The sequence below is a fragment of the Micromonospora sp. CPCC 205539 genome (assembly GCF_036906815.1).
Lineage (GTDB): Bacteria > Actinomycetota > Actinomycetes > Mycobacteriales > Micromonosporaceae > Micromonospora.
The window spans coordinates 1-21359 of the sequence record NZ_JBAKHW010000060.1; the positions used below are offsets into that span (position 1 = coordinate 1).

Sequence of the window (21359 nt, forward strand, 5' to 3'; positions counted from 1 at the left end):
CGGGGCGCGGGGCGCGCGGGGCGCGTGACGGGCGCGGGGCGCGCGGGGCGCGTGACGGGCGCGGGGCGCTGACGGGCGCGGGGCGCTGACGGGCGCGGGGCGGGGCCGGGGGGCTTACCTCATGCCGCGTAGGGCGGTCTGTAGGCGTTCCTGAGTGCGGCGGCGGCGTTCGTTGCTGGCGCCGAGCACCAGCAACAGGATGCCCACCGGGATCAGCGCCAGCCACGGGCCGAGGCTGAACAGCGCATGGATCGCGGCGATCGCGGTGACCGACGCGCCGACGATCACCGGTGCCTGCTGTCGGCTCGACGAGCCGAAGATCAGCACCGCCACGGCGCCGAGCAGCAGGAGCATCTGTCGCACCGTGCTGGATTCGGTGGCCAGCACGATCGCCAGGGTCGGCACGAATGCGGCGACCAGCGCCGGCCCGTACGCCACCCAACTGCTCAGATCCGGTCGGTGGCGCAGCTCCAGCACGCCGACCACCAGGGCCAGCGCGGCGAACGGCAGCGTGTACGCCTCGGGCAGCGCCACGTCGGCGACCCGCATCAGGATCCACCAGGCCGTGATCTCGCAGACCACCACCGACCAGAACAGGATCCGACGCTCCACCGGTCGGCGACCGGGCCGGGTCGCCGCCACCCCGAGGACCGCACCCCAGGCGGCCAGCAGGGCGGCGATGTGCCGGGGCGAGTCGAAGGCGAGGGCCAGCGCGATCAGTGCGGCCGCGTACCCGCTCCACTGCACGGTGGCCGCCTCGCGCTGTGCCTCTGGGCGGCGCAGCCGGGGCAGGGTCGCGGCGAACACCTGCAGGGCCGCTCCGACCGCGAGCACCCCGAACGCGGACCAGACCGGCGCCAGCCCAGCGATCAGACCGACGGTGAGCACGAAGAGCTGCGCCATCAGCGAGGCGAAGAGCCAGCCGAGGATACGGGCCCGTTGGGTGGTGCCGAACAGCGCCGCCACCGCGCCCACGACGACCGCGCCGCCGAGGGTGAACACGGTCAGCTCTCTGGTGGCCAGGCTGCCGGCCAGCCCGGCGCCGCCGGCGGCCAGACCGATGACGAAGACCAGCACCCGGGCCAGCCGCAATGAGCGGCCCGGTTCGGCCAGCGCCGGTGGCGGAGTCAGTGCGAGGCCGAGCATCGAGATGGTGAACACGGTCAGCGCGGCGAGGGCGCTCGCGGGCCAACCAATGCCCAACGCGATGGGGGCGATCAGCAGCGTGACGGCCGTACCGGGCAGTACCACCGGCACGGCGCGGGACCGGCGCCCGCCGCTGAACCCGGTGGCGGCGAGCGCCGCGGTCGCGGTGAGGAGCAGCGCGGTCAGCACGTGGGTCGGGTCGACCACGTCCGGTGGTGGGGTGAGCAGCTCCGGCGGTGGCCCCTGCCAGATGCGGCTCAGCGTGCGATGGGGCTCGACGAGCGCGGCGACCAGAGCGGGGGCGATCGAGAAGAGCGCCAGGGCGGTCGGTAGGGCGGCCGCGGCCAGCGCGCCAGCGGCCGGGCTGACCCGCCAGCGCCGCCGCTCCGGGTCGTCCGGCAACCGCCGCAACCCGCCGCCGAGCAGCACCGCCCAACGCCGTACCGGCTGAGCCGAGCCGGTCGGCGGCACGGTGGCCGCACGGATCAACTCGGCCAAAACACCGAGCAGCGCGGCGGCAGCCGCGTAGACGCCCGCGGCGAGGCCGGTGGGGATGGCGGCGAGCGCGCTGATGGTGGCCCCGCCGACCACGGCCACGCTGGCCCACGGCAGGTACTGCGGCACGTGCCGCCGGACCGCCGCGACGCCGGCCAGGCCGAGGCTGGACGCGGCCAACGCGGCGGTCAGCACCACCTGTGCCGAGTGGTCGAACTCGGCGGCCAGTGCCGCCACCGCGCCGGGCAGGGCCAGCAGGGCGGCACCGGCCGCCGCGCCGCCGATCTGCACCAGGTGTGGTGGCATCCCCTCGGTCTCGATGTCGGCCACCTGCGGGCCGGCGAGGACGCGGGCCAGCGCGGCCACCACCACGCCGATCAGCGCGATGCTGCCCAGCGCCAACGCGGTGGTCCACGGCCGGACCAGTCCAGCGCCGGCAGCGTGGAGCGCGACCACACCGGCCACGGTGGCCCGGGACAGGCCAGCTCGGGCGTCCTCGCTGGCCACCGCGGCCATTCCGAAGACGGTGGCGACCATGCCGCCGATCAGGACCGGTGACCACCAGGGCAGGTCGAACGCGGCCGGTGCGCCGATGGTGGCGAGCACCGCCGCCGCGCCGGACACGTCGTACCGCCAAGGTGGCGGAAGCAGAATGCCGGCGGCGACGGCCAGCAGTGCCAGCGTGACCGGGGCCTGCCAGGCGGCACCGCCGGTCGGTGCGGCCGGCCAGCCGATCAGGTCGCCGTCCCAGATCGGGCCGGGCGTCGCCAGCACACCCAGCCCGCCGCGCAGCGCCGTCCAGCCGGCGAGGACGCCGATCAGCACGCCGCCGACGGCGATGCCGAGGATCGGCCCACGCCGCCACTCCTCGGGCATCGCGCGGGCGCCCACGGCGACCACCAGCACCAGGCCGGCGGCCACCGCCAGTTGCCCGCCCGGGGCGAGCACCGCGGCGATCCGGACCAGCGTGGCGATCAGTGCGGTGGTCACCGCGGCGGCGGCCAGGTCCGAGCCGTCCATGGTGAGGTCGGAGCGGCGGCCGGCGTCGATCGACGGAGCGAGGAACAGCAGCACCGCGGCGACCAGCAGTAGCGCGCCGACCCAGGCGTCGGCGACGGTCGCGCCGGGCGCACCGAAGGCGGCGGCGGTGACCACCAGCGCGCCCAGCCCGGTGCCGACCGACAGCGGCGCCGGGATGTGCCGCTGTGAGACCTGCACCACGGCGGCATAGCCGAGGGTCACGCAGACCGCCAGGAAGCCCGCCGCCAGCACGGGGACGGTCGCCTCTCGCAGGCTGGCCGGAGTGGGTGTCGGGTCGGTCGGCACGGTGGACGCCACGAACGCGGCCACCGCTCCCGGCAGCGCGAACGCGGCCCCGCCGGCCGCCCAGTTCGTGACGGTGTCGGCGGCGGCCGAGGCGATCCGGATCCGGGGGGCGAACGCGACCAGCGCACCGGCCGTGCAGAGTGTGAGCAGGACCGCAGCGGTGAGGGCTGGTCGGGCCAGGCCAGCGCCCGCGCCGAACGCGCCGACGACGGCGGCGCCGAGGGCATGCGCCAATGCGGCCCGGCCGGTCCGTGCGGAGAGGCCGATCACCCCGATGCCGATCGCGGTGAGCACCATGGGCCAGGGGGCCGTCGCCCAGCCGAGACCGAACGAGGCCGGCACGGCGAGCGCGGTCAGTGCCGCCCCGGCGACCGCGAACTCGCGGCGGATCTCCGGCGGCAGGGCCAGCACGGCGGCGATGGTAAGTAGGAACGCGGCGCCGGCGAGTTGCCAGGCGGCCGGGCCGACGGCGGCGGCCAGCTCGGCCGGGTAGCGCGCCAGGTCCGCGCTCCAGGCGGGCAGCGCCGCCCGGACCGGAGCCACCCCGGCGCGCAGCGCACCCCCGGCGACCACCAGCCCGCTGACGCTGAGCGCCACCGCCGAGGCGATCTGCGGGCCGCGTCGGGCGGCCTCGGGGACCGCGCGCACCGCCAGGCCGGTGACCGTGATGACGGCCGCGATCAGGAGCAACGCCCGGCCGGGTAGCGCCACCGAGGCGATCCGGCCCAGCGCGCCGATCACGGCCAGGGTGAGGATGCCGGCCGCGACGTCGGGCAGCGGCGGCCGGCGCAGCACCAACGCGCCGCCCAGACCGACCGCGGCGGCCAGCACCAGCACCAGCCCGGCGCCGGTCGCCACCGGCACCGTCTCCGCGCGGAGCAGGGCGGTGACGGCGTACGCCAGGGCGCCGGCGACGGCTGCGGCGTGCAGCAGCCAGATCAGCTCGCGCAGCGCGGGCACCGGGCGGGTCGGCCGGGTGTCGGTGGCGCCCGCATCGGCGTCAACCAGCTCGCCGGCCTCCTCCGGGTCGCCCTCCGGTCGGCTCTCGGACCCTCGTTGCCGAGGCGTGAACGGCGTGCCCGGGGCTGGCAGGTCCTGCTGGACCGGCCGCTCGACCGCCACGCCGGAACGGGTCAGCCAGAGGTCGAGGAGCGCGACCAGGGTCAGCACCAGGGCCCAGCCGCCCGGCCCGGTGATCCGGTCGTACGCGAGCAGCGGTAGCACGGGTTGTGCGGCGAGCACGGTCGCGAAGCGGGGTGCGCGCAGGCCGGTGAAGGCGGCGTACCCGACCGCGACGGCGGCGGTCACCGCGAAGATCACCCCGGCGAAGACCGTGCCGGAGACGCCGCCGGCGCCGATCGACTCCACCGCCCAGAGGGCGTTGCCGGCCAGCGGCACCAGCAGCAGGCCGACCGCGGAGATCGTCTCGGCGGTCGAGGTGAGCCCGCGCCGGACCAGCACCGGCGGGGCGAGCAGCATCAGCACGGTGGCGAGGAGCAGGATTCCGAGCCGGGTCAACGCGTCCATCGAGCTGGTGGCCACCGCGGCGAAGACCACCGCGGCCACCCCGAGCAGCAGTGCGCCCAGCCCGAGGGGGATGTTCTGCACCTCGCGGGAGGACGCCTCCGGCGGGTGTTGTGGGTCGTCCAGGTCAAGCCGGGCCACCCGGGGTGGGGGCGGCGGCGGGTCCTCCGAGACTGGCGGCGGGTTGCCCTGACGGGGCACCCGGGGCGGAGCGCCGGTGGCGGCGGTGGGTGGTCGGCGACCGGGCCGGCGGCGCAGCACCCGGCGCGGCCGGGCGGCCTGCTTGAGCCGCTCCTCACTGGCGTGCGCCAGGATGTCCCGTTGGAAGAGCGCCGCCTGCATCTTGGCGGCGATCTGCCGCTGCTCGCTGGCGATGGCGGCGTCGCGCGCCTTCATCTCCGCGATCGAGCGCTCGACCTCCGCCAGGTGCTCGACCCATTGCGGCTGGTCGGTCCCGCAGTGTGGACAGCGGACGGCAGGTTTGATCTCCCGCCCACACGAGGAGCACTGAAAGGTCGCCACGACACCCCTCCACCCGCACTGTGGACTCTCACTGTCGCAGCATGCCCAAAGCTGGTGCGTATTTCGACACTAGTCGGCGGGTCCGGGGCGCACAACGACACCGGCCGGCCGTGGAGTGGTGCTCCGCGGCCGGCCGGTGTCGTCGGATCGGGTCAGGGGCGGCCCATGCCCCGGTACTCCCAGCCGGCCTGGGTCCACAGTGCCGAGTCGAGGCAGTTGCGGCCGTCGACGACCTTGCGGCCGGCGGCCAGCTCGCCGAGGGCGACCGGGTCGGCGTTGCGGAAGTCGGCCCACTCGGTGAGGACGCACACCAGGTCGGCGCCGGTGACGGCATCGTTGATGCTGGCCTCGTAGGTCAGCTCCGGCATCGCGCGACGCGCGTTCTCGGTGCCCTGCGGGTCGTACACGTGCACGTCGGCGCCGGCCTTCTGCAACAGCGCGGCGACGGCGAGCGCCGGGGCGTCGCGGACGTCGTCGGTGTTGGGCTTGAAGGTCGCGCCCAGCACGGCGATCCGGGTGCCGGAGAAGTCCGGGCCGGCCGGCCCGGAGCGGCGACCGAGCAGGTCGGCGGCGAGCTGGAGCACCCGGGTCCGGCGGCGCAGGTTGATCAGGTCGACCTCGTGCAGGAAGCGCAGCGCCTCGCCGGCGCCCAGCTCCTGCGCACGGGCCTGGAAGGCCCGGATGTCCTTGGGCAGGCAGGCACCACCGAAGCCGAGGCCGGCCTGGAGGAACCGGTTGCCGATCCGCGGGTCGTAGCCGATCGCCCGGGCCAGCTGGGTGACGTCGCCGCCGGAGGCCTCGCAGACCTCGGCCATCGCGTTGATGAAGGAGATCTTGGTGGCCAGGAAGGCGTTCGCGGCGACCTTGACCAGCTCGGCGGTGGCGAAGTCGGTGACCACCAGGGGCACCTCGCGGTCCTCGGTGGCAGCCAGGTCGAAGACGCCCTTGTGCGCGGCGTAGAGCATGCCGTTGGCCCACTCGCTCTTCACGCCGACCACGATCCGGTTGGGGCGCAGCACGTCGTCGACGGCGAAGCCCTCCTGGAGGAACTCGGGGCTCCAGGCCACCTCGACGCCCAGGTCGTTCGGGGTGTGCTTGCCGACCAGCTGCTCCACCCACTCGGCGGTGCCGACCGGCACGGTGGACTTGCCGACGATCAGCGCCTTGCGGGTCAGGTGCTGCGCCAGGCTGGTCACCGACGCCTCGACGTACGACAGGTCGGCGCCCATCCCGCCGGCCCGCTGGGGGGTGCCGACGCAGATGAAGTGCACGTCGCCGAAGTCGGCGGTCTCGGCGATGTCGGTGCTGAACCGCAGTCGGCCGGCGGCCAGGTTGCGCTTGAGCAGCTCGTCGAGGCCGGGCTCGTGGATCGGCACCTGGCCGGCGTTGAGCATGGCGATCTTGTCAGCGTCGACGTCGAAGCCGAGCACCTCGTACCCCAGCTCGGCGTAGCAGATGGCGTACGTCGCACCGAGGTAGCCGGTCCCCAGGAAGGTCACCCGCGGCCGGGCCGCGCCCGAGGGCGGCGTCACCGCGGAAATGGCGGGGGTCGGCTGGATGGTGGGATAGGGGATCGTCACGCCTGTCTTCTCCGCTCGCACTGGCGGCGCTTCGTCGCGTCGCATTCTGCTGCGGCGCCTGGCCGGGCACCGGAGGGGTGGCTCATTGTCTGTCTTCCATCATCGCCCAGCGGCGTGGGTGCTCCGTCGTGCCGATACCTACGCGCCGGTAACATCACCTGAACTGCAGTCGCTACCCTTCAGTCTGCGCGGTGCGCGGTCAGGAGACGCTACAGACTGCGCATGATAGCGGTGAAGGGGAGGGGCCGACATGGCCGCAGGGGAGTCGTTCGACGTCTACCGGTTGCCCGAGGAGCACGAGGCGATCCGGGAGGCGGTCCGGGAGGTCTGCACGGCGAAGGTGGCTCCCAACGCCGCCGAGGCCGACGAGACCGGTGAGTTTCCGAAGGCGTCCTACGACGCGCTGCGGGCGGCTGACTTCCACGCACCGCACATCCCCGAGGAGTACGGCGGCGCGGGCGCGGACGCGCTGGCCACCGCCATCGTCATCGAGGAGGTCGCCCGTGCCTGCGCGTCCTCGTCGCTGATCCCGGCGGTGAACAAGCTCGGCACGATGCCTCTGCTGTTGTCCGGTTCCGCGGACCTCAAGCGCCGCTACCTGACCCCGGTCGCCGCGGGCGACGCGATGTTCTCGTACTGCCTCTCCGAGCCGGAGGCGGGCAGCGACGCGGCGTCGATGACCACCCGCGCGGTGCGTGACGGGGATCACTGGGTGCTCAACGGGGTGAAGCGCTGGATCACCAACGCTGGCGTCTCCGAGTTCTACACCGTCTTCGCCGTCACCGACCCGACCGCCCGGTCGCGGGGCATCTCGGCCTTCGTGGTCGAGAAGTCCGACGCCGGGGTGAGCTTCGGTGCGCCCGAGAAGAAGCTCGGCATCAAGGGCTCGCCCACCCGCGAGGTCTACCTGGACAACGTGCGGATCCCGGCGGACCGCATGATCGGCGCGGAGGGCACCGGCTTCGCGACGGCGATGCGCACCCTGGACCACACCCGGGTCACCATCGCCGCGCAGGCCGTCGGCATCGCGCAGGGTGCGCTCGACTACGCCAAGGGGTACGTGGCCGAGCGCAAGCAGTTCGGCAAGGCGGTCGCCGAGTTCCAGGGCGTCCAGTTCATGCTCGCCGACATGGGCATGAAGCTGGAGGCGGCCCGGCAGCTCACCTACGCCGCGGCCGGCAAGTCCGAGCGCGGCGACGCGGACCTCACCTACTTCGGCGCGGCCGCCAAGTGCTTCGCCTCGGACGCCGCCATGGAGATCACCACCGACGCGGTGCAGCTGCTCGGGGGCTACGGCTACACGCGGGACTACCCGGTCGAGCGGATGATGCGGGACGCCAAGATCACGCAGATCTACGAAGGTACGAACCAGGTGCAGCGGATCGTCATGGCGCGGGAGCTCCTGAAGGGCTGAGAGGCTACGTTTGCGCAGGTCAAAGCGCTGATGTTGACGTGTCTCTATCCGACGGAGTGGTTGGTGCGGCGCCGAGATGTCAGTAATCTACGGATGCGCTCCGGCGATGCCCGGGCCGGAGCGTTTCCACAGGTAGAGACCTAGCGGCCCGGTCTCCAGTTGTCGTTCGACCGCACGGCGGCCGAATGCAGTCTGGGCAAATCCTGGGGTTGGGATCCCCTGTGGACATCCCCTCATTGATTGAGGAGGGATCCGACCCATCGGTATCGACGCTTGGGGCTTCGTGCTGCTCCGACGGCGGGGATGGTGCCGGCCTCAGCCAGTGTGCGGAGGTGGTTGAGGACGGCGCTACGTGACAGCGCCGCATCCATGCAGATGCGGCGCTGTCTTCTTGCGATCGGCTAGCTGATCTTCTTGCGGTAGATCGCTGTCGCGGCGGCGTAGGCGGCCACGAGCAGGCCGGCGCACCAGGCGAGGGCGATCCAGATGTCGTTGCCGATGGGTTGCTGTGCGAACAGCGCGCGGAGGGCATTCACGATGGATGTCACCGGTTGGTTCTCGGCGAACCAGGCGACCGGGCCGGGCATCGTGTCGGTGGGGACGAACGCCGAGCTGATGAAGGGCAGGAAGATCAGCGGGTAGCTGAAGGCGCTCGCGCCGTCGATGGTTTTGGCGGACAGGCCCGCGATCACGGCGATCCAGGTGAGGGCGAGGGTGAACAGGACCAGGATGCCGGCGACGGCGAGCCAGTCGAGGACGGACGCGCCGGTGCGGAAGCCCATGATCAGCGCGACGCCGGTGACGATCACGATCGAGGCCAGGTTGGCGACGAGTGAGGTCAGCACATGCGCCCAGAGCACCGAGGGTCGTGGGATCGGCATCGACTGGAAGCGTTCGAAGATGCCGCCCTGCATGTCGAGGAACAGCCGGTACGCCGTGTAGGCGATGCCGCCTGCGATTGTGATGAGCAGGATGCCGGGGAGCATGTAGTTGATGTACGACTCGTCGGATCCGGTGTTGATGGCTCCGCCCAGCACGTACACGAAGAGCAGCATCAGCGCGATCGGGGTGATCGCCGTGGTGATGATGGTGTCCGGGCTGCGCAGGATGTGCCGCAGGGAACGGCCGGTGAGGGTTGTGGTGTCGCTGAGGAGATGGGTGGTCATCGGGATTCCTTCCCTGCGGGCACGGCCGCCTTGCCAGCGGTGTCACTGGTGTCGCCGACGAGGGTGAGGAATACGTCCTCGAGGGTCGGCTGCTTCTCGACGTACTCGACCTTGGCGGACGGGATGAGTTGCTTCAGCTCGGCGAGAGTGCCGTTCTGGATGATCGTGCCCTTGTGCAGGATCGCGATCCGGTCGGCGAGCTGCTCGGCCTCGTCGAGGTACTGGGTGGTCAGCAGGATGGTCGTGCCATCCTTGGCGAGCTGCCGCACCGTCTGCCAGACCTCGATGCGCGCCTGCGGGTCCAGGCCGGTGGTTGGCTCGTCGAGGAACACGACCGGCGGGTTCCCGACGAGGCTCATCGCGATGTCCAGCCGCCGCCGCATGCCACCCGAGTACGTCCCCGCCCGCCGATTTCCGGCGTCGCTGAGCGAGAAACGGGCGAGCATGTCGTCAGCGACCGCACCCGGGTTCTTCAGGTGGCGGAGCTTCGCGACCAGTACCAGGTTCTCCCGCCCGGTGAGCACTTCGTCGACGGCGGCGAACTGCCCGGTCAGGCTGATCGACTTGCGGACGTCGCCCGGGGCCGAGGAGACGTCGAAGCCGTGCACGGTCGCGGTGCCGGTGTTCGCCTTCAGCAACGTCGACAGGATCCGCACCAGCGTGGTCTTTCCGGCGCCGTTCGAGCCCAGCAGGGCGAAGATGCTCCCGGCCGCCACCTCGAAGTCGACGCCCCGCAGCACGTGCAGGTCCTTGTAGGACTTCGTGATGGCCCGCACCCTGATCGCGGGTTCGCGCGTCGTGGTGCTCATGCGCTCCTCTCCTCGCTGTTGTCGCCGGCGGCGGCGTCGATCGCGCTCCGGAGGCGGTTGCGTTCCTTGTCTATCCACTGCTTGCCGGAGTACGCCTGCACGAACGTCTCGGCGAACTCGACGGGGTCGTCGCCGACGATCGCGCGGACCGGCGTTCCGTCGGCGACCGCCCGCTCCCAGAGGTCGACGAAGTCGCCGAGCATCGTGATGAGCGTGTCCCCGTCGACGACCCCGCCCTGGTACATGAAGTACCGCTGCAAAGCCTTGGCCGCGCTGCGGTGCGGCTCCGGCAGGGCCTCCATGCGGGCCATGTGGTGCTTGTACTGCTTCTTCTGCTCAAGCGACCCGACGATCGTCTCGATCCACTTCGCGGCCATGCTCATGCTCCTTGGTCAAATTGGTTGTCGTTGTCGTTGTCGTGTAGTTGTTCAATGCGTTCGGCGAGGACGCTCCACGTCCTCCAGAACTCGGCGAGTTGCTCTCGCCCCCTCGCGTTGAGCGAATACACCTTCCGCGGAGGCCCCTTCTCGGAGGGAACCTTCTCCACGTCCACGAACCCGCGCTGCTCGATGCGGACGAGCAGCGCGTAGATGGTGCCCTCCGCGATGTCCGAGAACCCGCGGTCACGCAGCCACGCGGTGATCTCGTAGCCGTACCCGGACCTGCGGGCCAGGATCGCCAGGACGATGCCCTCGAGAGTGCCCTTGAGCATTTCTGTCATCTGGTTGCCCATGTCATCTCTCCCTCGCTACCAAGCGACGCTGACTACCGGTAGACCGTAACACTAGGTACCGGTAGATAGCAACGCTGAATACCGAGGGATCTCCTGGCCGACGGCGTGGGCTCGGGGGCGAAGGTCCGCTGTGATCGGACAGCGCGCGAGCAGAGTGCGGGATTATTTCTGACCTTTTCATGAAAAACCTCTCTTCGGTGGCAGGCGGTGGCTTCGGTGCCACCCGGTTTCTGGGGGTTGCGGACGCGGCTACGGCAGGGCGAGTTCGTAGCGGTGCGTTCGACCGGAAGGGCGGAAACCGAGGTGCTCGCGGACCGCGAGCAGATGGGTGTCGCCCTCGTCGGTGTGGGTCTCGATCTCGTCGACGTGCGGGTGGACCTCACGCAGTCGTTGGATGAGAGCGGCGTTGACCCAGACGCCCAGCCGCCGTCCGCGATGATCGGGGAGCACCGCCGGCCCGTACTGACGGGCGCGGTTCGGGGAGAGCGCGCCGACGACCGCCACCGCGTAGGCCGCCAGGTCGCCGTCCGTCTCGGTGGCGGTCAAGACAGCCTCAGCGGTACGGCTCGGACTTTGGCGCAGTTCCTCGACACGGCGCATGGCCGGAAGAATCCCGGTCCGGTGGATCAGTCGGTATCCGGAAGGCTCTGCGTCGACCATCTCACCCAGCCAGGCCCAGTGAACATCGCAGTAGGTGAGGAGGTCGAGGCGCGTGGATCCGGCGTGCCGGAATCCGTGCCGCAGACAGAACGCCTCCCCCGGCGCACCCGCGGCGACGTCCGCGAACAGGCGAGGCTCGGCGGTGTGCGCCCGGACGGTGTCCAGGAGCCGTGAGCCGATGCCGTGACGCCGCCACTGCGGTGCCACGTACAAGGTCAGCTCGGGGACACCAGGCCAGATGGCGGGGGCCGGAGGCGGCAGGAGGTCGTGCCAGAGCGGAATGATCGACCGTAGGGCGGCCGCCCCGGCCACGGAGCCACCTGGCACCACTGCCTGCCACCGCGAGACCCCGGGACGATCTGGCACCGCCACGATGTCGCTCAACGTTTCGCTCACGGAACCTACGATCGCCGCACCCGAGGTGCGCAACAACGGCAAAGATCGAACCGCCGGTTAAGTCGCCGGTTATCAATCGACGCCCTGCCCTGCCTGCGCCTCGACCGTGGCCCGGATCACGGTCGGGAGACGCGCCTTCGTCACCGCCTTACACTTCCGTGTTGCGCCGGCCAGCGACGGGATTCGGACGCGTGACAACGGGAGGGGATCGACTCGGTGGAGCTGCGTGACATCGAGATCTTCCTGAATCTGGCCAGGGAACTCCACTTCGGACGGACAGCCGAGCGACTCCGAGTGTCTCAGGCGCGAGTCAGTCAGTCGATCAAACAGCAGGAACGCAGGATCGGCGCAGCCCTGTTCGAGCGGACCAGCCGCACCGTGCGGCTAACTCCGCTCGGCGAGCGGCTCCGCGACCGACTCGACGCGGGCTACCGCGAGATCATGGCCGGCATCGAGGAGGCTGCCGCTGCCGCGCGCGGGCAGATCGGCACGCTGACCATTGGCACGATGGGTCCCCATCACCAGGAAATGCAGGCCGTCCTTGACCTGTTCCGACAGCGACATCCGCAGTGCACGTTGCGTACCCGTGAGATCCTTCCCACCGACCCGTTCGGTCCACTGCGCGCCGGCCGGGTCGACGTCGGGATACTTTGGCTACCGGTCCGCGAACCCGACCTCACCGTCGGGCCGCATCTCCACAGCGAGCGCCTGGTGCTGGCCGTCGGCTCCGATCATCCACTGGCCAATCGGGACCGGGTCTCGATGGAGGAACTCGGCGATCACCCGGTAGTGGGTCCCGAGGGGCCGATTCCGGGCTACGTGTGGGAGGCGCACACGCCGTCCGTGACACCCGCCGGCCGGCCCATCCGACGTGGAATCACCGTGGACACCCTCGAAGAGGCCTTGACGGCGATCGGTACCGGCCTGGTCATCTCCCCCATCGGGCCACCTGTGGCCGCCTCCCGGGTGCGCCCGGACATCACGTTCGTGCCCGTCGTCGACGGACCGGTCCTGCGGTATGCGCCAGTGTGGCGCAGCGCCAGCGAAACCGGGCTGATCCGCGCCTTCGTCGAAGCCGCCAGGGACGCGCAGAACTCGTCTAGCTAGGAACCCCGAGTGGTCGCCCAGGAAGCCTGAGGTTCCTAACCACCAAATCGTGCTAATTGAGACTTCTCTAGTGTGGTCGCCCATGTACGCCTATTGGCTAAGGTGAGTATTAGCTGTTCACGAGCGCTGCGCCCGGTTCTCGGACCGGGTGAGGATCACAACGATGGCAGCTCGGACAGCTTCGCGTTGCGCAGGAGGATCTGCGCCCGGTTCTCGGACCGGGTGAGGATCACAACTACGCCGACCCTGAGGTGGTCATTCAGTCGTTCGACACGCTGCGCCCGGTTCTCGGACCCGCGAGGACCGAGTGCAGCATCCCTGGCCCGCGTCTGACAAAGATGTGATGCAGCGATGCGAATCGTGACCCAAGAGTCGTGACGTTAAGTAATGGCCCGTGTAGGTCGGGTGTCGCTGAAGGCGGCGCGGTTTCTACTCGGGGCCTCCACCTAGTTTCAGTCGGTATTGCGCCTTGCTGGTCGTTGGCTAGGCGCGGCGCAGAGCACGGTGAGCAAATTTCTCTGTGCCGGGCCTCCATGCACTCTGGGGAAATCCTGGGGAGCGCAGCGGACGGCAGTGTTTTCCCAGCTCAAAAGCCATGCCTTCGTTTTCACTCAGATCTACGAGGGCACCAACCAGGTGCAGCGGATCGTCATGGCGCGGGAGCTCCTGAAGGGCTGATCGAGGGCTGTTTTGCCAGCTCGGGGCAGGTGTGGCCCAGCCGGAGATCCGCCGGTTGGGTCAGCCGTTGATGAGCATGCCCAGCACTTCCAACTCCCGCCTGACCTACGCGACGCGCTGGCCCAGCTCAGCTGACGAGGTGCGCACGAGCCTGAGTCGAGTCAGGTGACGAGGGTCACGATCTCCATCTGGCAAGACCCGCCTGATCCATCTCGGCTTGACGCATGCCGTTATGGGCATATGATGGCTGCCGTGGCACGAGCAGCGACGACGTCGGACGTGTTCAACGCGATCGCCGAGCCGCAGCGCCGGGACATCCTGGCGCTGCTGCGGGCGGGTGAGTGGCCGGTGACCGACCTGGCTCAGGAGCTGGGGATGAGCCAGCCGCGGGCGTCCAAGCACCTGCGGGTGCTCCGGGAGGTGGGGCTGGTGCGGGTCCGCGAGGCGGGAAAGCAGCGTCTCTACGGCCTGGACGCCGGCGGGCTGCGGCCGATCCACCAGTGGGTCGGTGGGTTCGAGCGGTTCTGGAACGAGAGTTTCGACCGGCTGGACACCTACGTGCAGGACCTGAAGCAGACACGGCAGGAGGAATGACCGATGGCAGGGGCAAGGCAAGAAACGCGGGCGGAGCCGGCGACGGCCGACCGGGAGATCGTGATCTCCCGGGTCATCGACGCCCCACGGGAGCTGGTGTTCGAGGCGTTCACCGAGGTCCGGCACCTGTCGCGGTGGTGGGGGCCGGAGGGATTCACCACCACCACGCAGTCCTTCGAGTTCCGCGTCGGGGGAGTCTGGGACTTCGTGATGCACGGGCCGGACGGGACCGACTACTCCGAGTGGATCACCTGGACCGAGGTCGTCCCACCGGAGCGGATCGCGCTGCTGCACGGTGAGTCCCGCGACGACCCGAACGCCTTCGAGTCGACCCTGGCCTTTGCGCCGCACGGCACCGCGACCCGGATCGTGATGAGCACGGTCTTCCCCACCAAACAACTGCGCGACCAGGCCGTGGAGAAGTACCACGCGATCGAGGGCGGCGAGCAGACGCTGAGCAACCTGGCGGCCTACGTCACCGAGACCGCCCAGAAAGAGGAGGGCCGATGATGGCCGAGAAGGTGCCGAACACCACCTGCCACATGTCGATCTCGCTGGACGGCTTCGTCGCCGGACCGGACCAGAGCCGCGACAACCCCCTGGGCAAGCGGGGGCGGGAGCTGCACGGCTGGCACATCGGCGACCCGCGAGCCAACGATGCCGACAAGGTCGCGAACGAGTGGCTCATGCGCCCGCGGGGCGCGTATGTGATGGGTCGGAACATGTTCGGTCCGATCCGCGGGGACTGGGATGAGGAATGGTCCGGTTGGTGGGGCCCCGAACCGCCGTACCACGCGCCGGTGTTCGTGCTGACCCAGCACGGACATGACCCGATCCAGATGGAAGGCGGGACGACCTTCTACTTCGTCACCGAGGGCTTCGACGCGGCCTACGCCGCAGCGTGCCAGGCTGCCGGAGACAAGGGCGTGGACATCGCCGGTGGAGCCTCGACCGTCCGACAGGCATTGATCGCCGGCGTGATCGACGAGCTCACCCTCGACATCGCACCGGTCCTGCTCGGGTCGGGCGAGCGCCTCTTCGACGGGGTTGAATCCTTCGGCTTCGAACCCGCCGAGGTGCTTCACTCACCGCTGACCACCCACATCCGCTATCGCCGCGTCAGCTGACTCCGGCGTACGGAGCAGTGGGATGACCGATCGGGTGGCAGAGTTCGCGGCCTGTCCTCCTAGTGCGGCGTTCTCGACGGCCAATGACGCGATGACGGTGGCTGCGGCGCCCAGCCAATCGCGCAGTTGACGGCATCGCGCGCTGCTGGTCATCAGGTCACGGCGTAGGCGGTCGGTTCGCCGCCACGTCGCCTGGCCATGGCTGCGGCTGGACGGCGGGTGGCGATGACCGCGGCGGAGGTGGTGGCGGTCGTCGCAGCACCCGCTCACCGCCAGAACGGTGCCGCACGACTGGTCGGCCCCGCTGAACGTCCCCAGCCGTAGTGACTCCCCACACAGCGGAATCCTGATCGGTCCTCCCGACGTTGAAGAGCAGGAGAATCACTCTCGTCACAGCCCTCGCCTCGTCACTCTCTCGGTTGACGGCGCATCAGCACCCGCAGAGAGATCGAGATGATGAAGCAGCTGGTGGACAACACCGCGCCCGACAGCGTGCTCGAGGAGGTCCTGCCCGGTGACCTGATGACCGGCCGTCAGCGTGCACAACTCGTCGTCGTGCTCGGCGCGCTGATCGCCATCGGGCCGTTGACCATCGACATGTACCTACCGGCGCTGCCCGCCATCACCACGGGCCTGCACACCACGGAAACCGCGGTGCAGTTGACGCTGACGGGCACGCTGGTCGGCCTCGCGCTGGGCCAGTTGCTGGTCGGGCCGCTCTCCGACGTGGTGGGACGGCGTCGTCCGCTGCTGGCCGGGCTGGCCCTGCACATCGTCGCCTCCGTGCTGTGCGTCTTCGCACCCAACATCGCGGTTCTCGGCGGGCTGCGCGTACTCCAGGGGCTCGGCGTCGCGGCCGCCACCGTCGTCGCGACGGCGGTCGTCCGCGACCTGTTCAGCGGCTCGTCCTTCGCTCGGATCTTCTCCCGACTGATGCTGGTCATGGGCCTGGCGCCGATCCTCGCGCCGACGCTGGGCAGCGGCCTGCTGCGCTGGACCGAATGGCGGGGCGTCTTCGCGGCACTGGCGGTGCTGGGCGTACTGCTGATCGTCGTCGCGGCGCTCCGGCTGCCGGAGACCCTTCCGGTGGCCCGCCGGCGGCACGGTGGGGTGAGCGCCACCCTGCGCGACTACCGGGGGCTGCTCAACGATCGGGCGTTCGTCGGCCTGGTGCTGGTCGCCGGGCTGGCGATGGCGGCGCTGTTCGCGTACGTCTCGGGTTCGTCGTTCGTGCTCCAGCGGGAGTACGGCCTCGACGAGCAGCAGTTCGGCGTGGCCTTCGGGGCCGGCGCGGTGGGCCTGATCGGGGCCACCCAGTTCAACGTCCGGCTGCTGCGCCGCTACACCCCGCAGCAGATCCTGGTCAGCGCCCTGATCGCCGGTACGGCGGCGGGCCTGCTGCTGGTTCTGTTCGCCGCGACCGGCTTCGGTGGCCTGGGCACCCTGCTCGCGTCACTGTGGCTGGTCCTGGCCGCAGCCGGCCTGGCCCTGCCGAACGCTCCGGCGCTGGCCATGAGCCGGCACAGCGAGGCCGCTGGCACGGCCGCGGCGCTGCTCGGCGCGGTGCAGTTCGGCATCGGTGCGTTGTCGGCGCCGCTGGCTGGCCTGTTCGGCACCGGGAGCGTGCCGATGGCGATCGTCATCGCGGGCGGCATGGCCGCCGCGCTGATCGTCATGCTCCTCGTCGTACCCCGCGCCAGCCTCGGCGCGGTCGACCCGGACCTCGCGGTCGCGCTGCACTAGCCCTGCCCTGCCCTGGACGGAGGGCGGGCCGGTCACCCGGCCCGCCCGATCATCAGTGGGACTCGGTGGTGTCCTCGGAGCGCGGCTGGCCGCGCGGCGGGGCGGACCACGGCGACTCGCCGCCCACCCGGCGGGGCAGCGGTTCGGTCGGTGTCGGATCGGCCGGGTAACCCAGGGTGAGCGGAGCGGTGTCGCGCTCCGCCGTCGCCGGGGGCGGCCAGTCGGTCAGCGTGAAGTCGTCGCTTTGGGGGCCGTCGCTGGGCGCCGGCGCGGGCGTCGTGGCCGGCTCGGTCACTGGTCGCGGCCACTGCCGCCAGCGCTGCCCGCTGAACGTCGCCACCACCAGCAGCATGCCGATCAGGAAGAGCGTGCCGTTCTCCACCGGCAGCCGCAGCGGCAGCGGATCGCCGAGCACCTTCCACCCCTGCGGGATCGCATCCCGCACCTCGAACGGCGCCACGAACATCCCGACATACGGGGTGACCAGCAGTAGCCCGGCGGCGAGCGGGCCCGCCGGCGAGAAACGCAGCGTGCCGAGCAGGCCCAGCAGGACACCGCCGACACCGAGGTACACGGCCGGTTCGATCAGGTTGGCGGTGTTGAAGGTGCCGATCTCCACCCAGCGGTCGACCGTCCGGCTCGACCCGTCCTGCCCGAGTGTGACCAGCACCCACGTGATGGGCGCCACCACCAGCCCGGCGAGGAAGCTCCAGAGATGTCGCATCCGCGCACCGTACCGTTTCCGGCATGACCGAGCACCCCTCCGCCGCACCGATCGGCAAGCCGACGTCGTACTCCCGGGTCACGCTGAGTAAGATCATGACCGCTGTCGACGTCAACCTCTACGGCACCGTCCACGGCGGCGTACTGATGAAGTTCGTCGATGACGTTGCTGGGGCCGCCGCCGCACGGCACAGCGGCGGGACGGCGGTGACCGCGGCGATCGACGAGATCGTCTTCTCCGAGGCGGTCCGGGTCGGCGACCTGGTGCACGCGCACGCCCAGGTGAACTGGACCGGGCAGACCTCGATGGAGGTGGGCGTCCGAGTGGTCTCCGAGCGGTGGGACTCGGCTGAGGACGACCCCGTCCGGGTGGCCACCGCGTACCTGGTCTTCGTCGGGGTCGACGTCGGCGGGGCGCCGCGGGCCGTCCGACCGGTGCTGCCGGAGACCGCGGAGGACGAACGTCGGTACAAGGAGGCGGAGATTCGGCGTGCGCACCGACTCGCCCGCCGTCGCGCCATCCAGGCGCACCGCGCCGGCTGACAGCGCGCCCACACAGGTCGGGACCAGGGCATGTGGGGTGGGCACGCGTCGGTGGCCGTACCCGGTGCGCAGAATGGCGCTTCGAGGTAGGGCAAGATGGCGCCACGGCCCACCTCACAGTGTCGTGCTGGGCCAGGGGGAGGGTGGAGCAGTGGGTGACGTGCTGTGGACGCCGCCGGCGGACGTACGCGAGCGGTCCCGGATCGGCGGTTACCTGCGCTGGCTGCGGGAGCACCGCGGGCTGGACTTCGCTGACTACGACGCGCTGTGGCGCTGGTCGACGACCGATCTGGACGGGTTCTGGCGCTCGATCTGGGACCACTTCGAGGTGGTGGCGCACACCCAACCGACCGCCACCCTGGCCGAGCGGGGGATGCCGGGGGCCCGCTGGTTCCCCGGCGCCACGCTCAACTACGCGGAGAACGTCCTGCGGATGCCGGGCCGTGCCGACGACGACCCGGTCGTGATCGCGCACGGTCAGACCCGGGCGCCGGTCACGCTGACCGCCGGCGAGCTGCGCGAGCAGGTTCGTCGTGTCGCGGCCGGGCTGCGTCGGCTCGGCGTCACCGTCGGGGACCGGGTGGCGGCGTACGCCCCGAACATCGCTGAGACGTACGTCCTGCTGCTGGCCACCGCCAGCCTGGGCGCCACCTTCTCGTCCTGCGCGCCCGAGTTCGGCACGCGCAGCGTCACCGACCGCTGGCAGCAGATCGAGCCGACCGTGCTGGTCGCCGTGGACGGCTACCGGTACGGCGACAAGCCGGTGGACCGGCGCACCGAGGTCGCCGCGATCCGGGCCGCCCTGCCCTCGCTGCGGCACACGGTCAGCATCAACTACCTGGACCCGACCGGGACCGCACCCGAGGGCGCGCTGAGCTGGGCCGAGCTGGCCGCACCCACCGACGAGCCGTCGGTGTTCACGCCGGTGCCGTTCGACCACCCGCTCTACGTGCTCTACTCCTCGGGCACCACCGGGCTGCCCAAGCCGATCGTGCACGGCCACGGCGGCATCCTGCTGGAGCACCTGAAGATGCTCGCCCTGCACCACGACCTGGGCCCGGCCGACCGGTTCTTCTGGTTCACCACCACCGGCTGGATGATGTGGAACTTCCTGGTCTCCGGGCCGGCGGTGGGCGCGACCATCGTGCTCTTCGACGGCAATCCAGGCCACCCCGACCTGGGTGCGCTGTGGCGGCTGGCGGCGGAGACCGGCACCACCTACTTCGGCACCTCGGCGCCGTTCCTGCTGGCCTGCCGCAAAGCCGGCCTGGTCCCCCGCGAGGTCGCCGACCTGTCCGCGCTGCGCGGCGTCGGATCCACCGGTGCGCCGCTCCCCGCCGAGGGCTTCACCTGGGTGTACGAGACCGTCGGCGACCGCCTCCAGCTTCAGTCGCTCTCCGGTGGCACCGACGTGTGCACCGGCTTCGTCGGCGGCGTACCGCTGTTGCCGGTGTACGCCGGTGAGATCGCCTGCCGGGCGTTGGGCGCCAAGGTCGAAGCCCGGTCCGCCGACGGCACCCCGGTCATCGGCGAGCTGGGGGAGTTGGTGATCACCGAGCCGATGCCGAGCATGCCGGTCGGCTTCTGGAACGACCCGGACGGCACCCGCTACCGGGAGGCATACTTCGACGTCTACCCGGGCGTCTGGCGGCACGGGGACTGGATCACCATCAACGACCGGGGCGGCTGCGTGATCACCGGCCGCTCGGACGCCACCCTGAACCGGGGTGGGGTGCGGCTGGGCACTGCCGAGTTCTACTCGGTGGTCGAGGGGCTGGACGAGGTGGTCGACTCGGTCGTCGTGCACCTGGAGGACGACGAGGGCGGCGCCGGTGAGCTGCTGCTCTTCGTGGTGCTCGCCGAGGGCCTGGAGCTGGACGACCCGCTGCGCGCGAAGATCAGCCGCGAGCTGCGTACCGCGCTCTCGCCCCGGCACGTGCCCGACGAGATCCACCAGGTACGGGCGGTGCCGCGCACCCTCTCGGCGAAGAAGCTGGAGGTCCCGGTGAAGAAGATCCTCACCGGCACCCCGGTCGACCGGGCCGCGGCCAAGGGCGCCCTGGCCAACCCCGAATCCCTGACGGCCTTCGCCACCTTCGCCCAGTCCCGCCCCACCCCGCCCTGAGCGCGCCCCCGCCCAGCGCGCGTGCCCGCCCAGCGCGTCGATCTAGGGAAGATGTGAGCTGTTCGATCTCCGCCCACACGGATTTGCCCTAGATCGACGCGGCGGTTGGGCGCGGGAGCGCGGGGCGCGCAGGAGCGCGGGGGCGCGGGGCGCGAGGGCGCGGGGAGCGCAGGGGTGCGGGGGTTACGGGAGCGGGTGAGTCACCTGTTCCGTTGTTACGCGACCGGTAAGACGGGCGGGGTCCAGGTTGGCGCAGAGGACGACGCTGGCGGCCTGGGTCAGCGGGGCCAGCAGCCAGTCCACCGGGTCGGGGTAGCGGGCGGCGTCGACGAGGAGCCGGGCGCCGCGAGTGATGCCCAGCTCGGTGGCGCGGGCCTGCGCGCGGGTCAGCAGGGCCGCGTCGTCGGGACCGGGCCCGGTGCGCGGGGTGAAGTGGTCGCCATGGGCGCGTACCTCGACGACGTAGTCGCCGAACCCGGACGGCACCTGCCGCAGCGGAAGGGCGAGTGGGGACAGCCCGAGGGCGTACCGCTCGCCGGCCGCCGAGGACTGCGCCTCGTCGACCCGGTCGGCGGCGACGAAGAGCACGTCCACCTCGTCGGGCGCGTCCAGCACGTTCAGCTTGGCCGACCAGCAGCCGAGCAGCACCGCAGCGGTCTGCCAGTGCGGAGGCAGCAGCACACCGGCCGGGTCACCCGGGGCGAGACCGGCCCCGTCGACGAGGAGGTTGGCGGTCTTCGCCACCCAGTTGGCCAGCGTGACGCCGGAGAGTTCGGTGCGGTCGCCGCTGGCATCGTCGTACCAGGTCAGCAGCGGTCGGGTCGGGTCGGACGCGATCGCGTCGGCGAACACCCGGGCAATGTTGTCGGCCATCGGCGCGAACGATACGCCCCCGAGGGCCGTACTCGAAGACGATGACAAGTCAGCGTACCGTCGGGTCGCAGTCAG

At 70.9% G+C, this 21359-nt stretch carries 17 protein-coding genes; 8 read left to right on the forward strand and 9 right to left on the reverse strand.

What is annotated here, in order from left to right; translation table 11 throughout:
• Nucleotides 1-114: 114 nt before the first annotated feature.
• The gene (locus tag V6V47_RS30495) at nucleotides 115-5013 is read right to left on the reverse strand and encodes an SCO7613 C-terminal domain-containing membrane protein (protein ID WP_334631970.1); all 4899 of its coding nucleotides are present in this window, start codon (nucleotides 5011-5013) and stop codon (nucleotides 115-117) included.
• Nucleotides 5014-5165: 152 nt separating this feature from the next.
• Nucleotides 5166-6593, reverse strand: coding sequence for a UDP-glucose dehydrogenase family protein (locus V6V47_RS30500; RefSeq protein ID WP_334631972.1), 1428 nt, complete (start codon nucleotides 6591-6593; stop codon nucleotides 5166-5168).
• Nucleotides 6594-6843: 250 nt separating this feature from the next.
• On the opposite strand from V6V47_RS30500, the gene V6V47_RS30505 reads away from it, so the two are divergent.
• Complete coding sequence (locus V6V47_RS30505; protein WP_334631973.1) at nucleotides 6844-8007, forward strand: acyl-CoA dehydrogenase family protein; 1164 nt, start codon at nucleotides 6844-6846, stop codon at nucleotides 8005-8007.
• 401 nt (nucleotides 8008-8408) lie between these two features.
• Here V6V47_RS30505 and V6V47_RS30510 read toward each other — a convergent pair whose 3' ends face one another.
• The 5 genes from V6V47_RS30510 to V6V47_RS30530 form a co-directional block, all read right to left on the reverse strand.
• Nucleotides 8409-9173, reverse strand: coding sequence for an ABC transporter permease (locus V6V47_RS30510; RefSeq protein ID WP_334631974.1), 765 nt, complete (start codon nucleotides 9171-9173; stop codon nucleotides 8409-8411).
• Nucleotides 9170-9982, reverse strand: coding sequence for an ABC transporter ATP-binding protein (locus V6V47_RS30515; RefSeq protein ID WP_334631975.1), 813 nt, complete (start codon nucleotides 9980-9982; stop codon nucleotides 9170-9172). The genes V6V47_RS30510 and V6V47_RS30515 overlap by 4 nt, the downstream gene beginning before the upstream one ends.
• Nucleotides 9979-10359, reverse strand: coding sequence for a DUF1048 domain-containing protein (locus V6V47_RS30520; protein ID WP_334631977.1), 381 nt, complete (start codon nucleotides 10357-10359; stop codon nucleotides 9979-9981). Before V6V47_RS30520 ends, V6V47_RS30515 begins: the two co-directional genes overlap by 4 nt.
• A 2-nt stretch (nucleotides 10360-10361) precedes the next feature.
• Entirely contained in the window at nucleotides 10362-10715 is a 354-nt protein-coding gene (locus tag V6V47_RS30525) for a PadR family transcriptional regulator (protein WP_334631978.1), read from the reverse strand.
• A 249-nt stretch (nucleotides 10716-10964) separates the two neighbouring features.
• Nucleotides 10965-11771: a GNAT family N-acetyltransferase gene (locus V6V47_RS30530; RefSeq protein ID WP_334631979.1), complete on the reverse strand. Its 807-nt coding sequence runs from the start codon at nucleotides 11769-11771 to the stop codon at nucleotides 10965-10967.
• A gap of 216 nt (nucleotides 11772-11987) precedes the next feature.
• On the opposite strand from V6V47_RS30530, the gene V6V47_RS30535 reads away from it, so the two are divergent.
• The 5 genes from V6V47_RS30535 (at nucleotide 11988) to V6V47_RS30555 (ending at nucleotide 17020) form a co-directional block, all read left to right on the forward strand.
• Entirely contained in the window at nucleotides 11988-12878 is an 891-nt protein-coding gene (locus V6V47_RS30535) for a LysR family transcriptional regulator (RefSeq protein WP_334631980.1), read from the forward strand.
• Nucleotides 12879-13808: 930 nt separating this feature from the next.
• The gene (locus V6V47_RS30540; RefSeq protein WP_334631981.1) at nucleotides 13809-14150 is read left to right on the forward strand and encodes an ArsR/SmtB family transcription factor; all 342 of its coding nucleotides are present in this window, start codon (nucleotides 13809-13811) and stop codon (nucleotides 14148-14150) included.
• A 3-nt stretch (nucleotides 14151-14153) separates the two neighbouring features.
• Nucleotides 14154-14660 carry an SRPBCC family protein gene (locus tag V6V47_RS30545; protein ID WP_334631982.1) on the forward strand — a complete coding sequence of 169 codons (507 nt, stop codon included), beginning with the start codon at nucleotides 14154-14156 and terminating at the stop codon, nucleotides 14658-14660.
• Nucleotides 14660-15277 (forward strand): dihydrofolate reductase family protein, encoded by a 618-nt coding sequence (locus tag V6V47_RS30550; RefSeq protein ID WP_334631983.1) that lies wholly within the window; start codon nucleotides 14660-14662, stop codon nucleotides 15275-15277. Before V6V47_RS30545 ends, V6V47_RS30550 begins: the two co-directional genes overlap by 1 nt.
• A gap of 453 nt (nucleotides 15278-15730) precedes the next feature.
• Nucleotides 15731-17020, forward strand: coding sequence for a multidrug effflux MFS transporter (locus V6V47_RS30555; RefSeq protein ID WP_334631984.1), 1290 nt, complete (start codon nucleotides 15731-15733; stop codon nucleotides 17018-17020).
• Between the two features lie 52 nt (nucleotides 17021-17072).
• Here the strand turns inward: V6V47_RS30555 and V6V47_RS30560 are convergent, their stop codons facing one another.
• Complete coding sequence (locus V6V47_RS30560) at nucleotides 17073-17744, reverse strand: hypothetical protein (RefSeq protein WP_334631985.1); 672 nt, start codon at nucleotides 17742-17744, stop codon at nucleotides 17073-17075.
• A gap of 23 nt (nucleotides 17745-17767) precedes the next feature.
• Between V6V47_RS30560 and V6V47_RS30565 the strand changes: the two genes are divergently transcribed.
• Both V6V47_RS30565 and V6V47_RS30570 read left to right on the forward strand, forming a co-directional pair.
• Nucleotides 17768-18286, forward strand: coding sequence for an acyl-CoA thioesterase (locus tag V6V47_RS30565; RefSeq protein WP_334631987.1), 519 nt, complete (start codon nucleotides 17768-17770; stop codon nucleotides 18284-18286).
• Between the two features lie 151 nt (nucleotides 18287-18437).
• Nucleotides 18438-20411: an acetoacetate--CoA ligase gene (locus V6V47_RS30570; protein WP_334631988.1), complete on the forward strand. Its 1974-nt coding sequence runs from the start codon at nucleotides 18438-18440 to the stop codon at nucleotides 20409-20411.
• A gap of 183 nt (nucleotides 20412-20594) precedes the next feature.
• On the opposite strand, the gene V6V47_RS30575 is transcribed toward V6V47_RS30570, so the two are convergent.
• On the reverse strand, nucleotides 20595-21284 hold the full coding sequence (locus V6V47_RS30575; protein WP_334631989.1) for a TIGR03089 family protein: 690 nt from the start codon (nucleotides 21282-21284) through the stop codon (nucleotides 20595-20597).
• Between the last annotated feature and the right edge of the window lie 75 nt (nucleotides 21285-21359).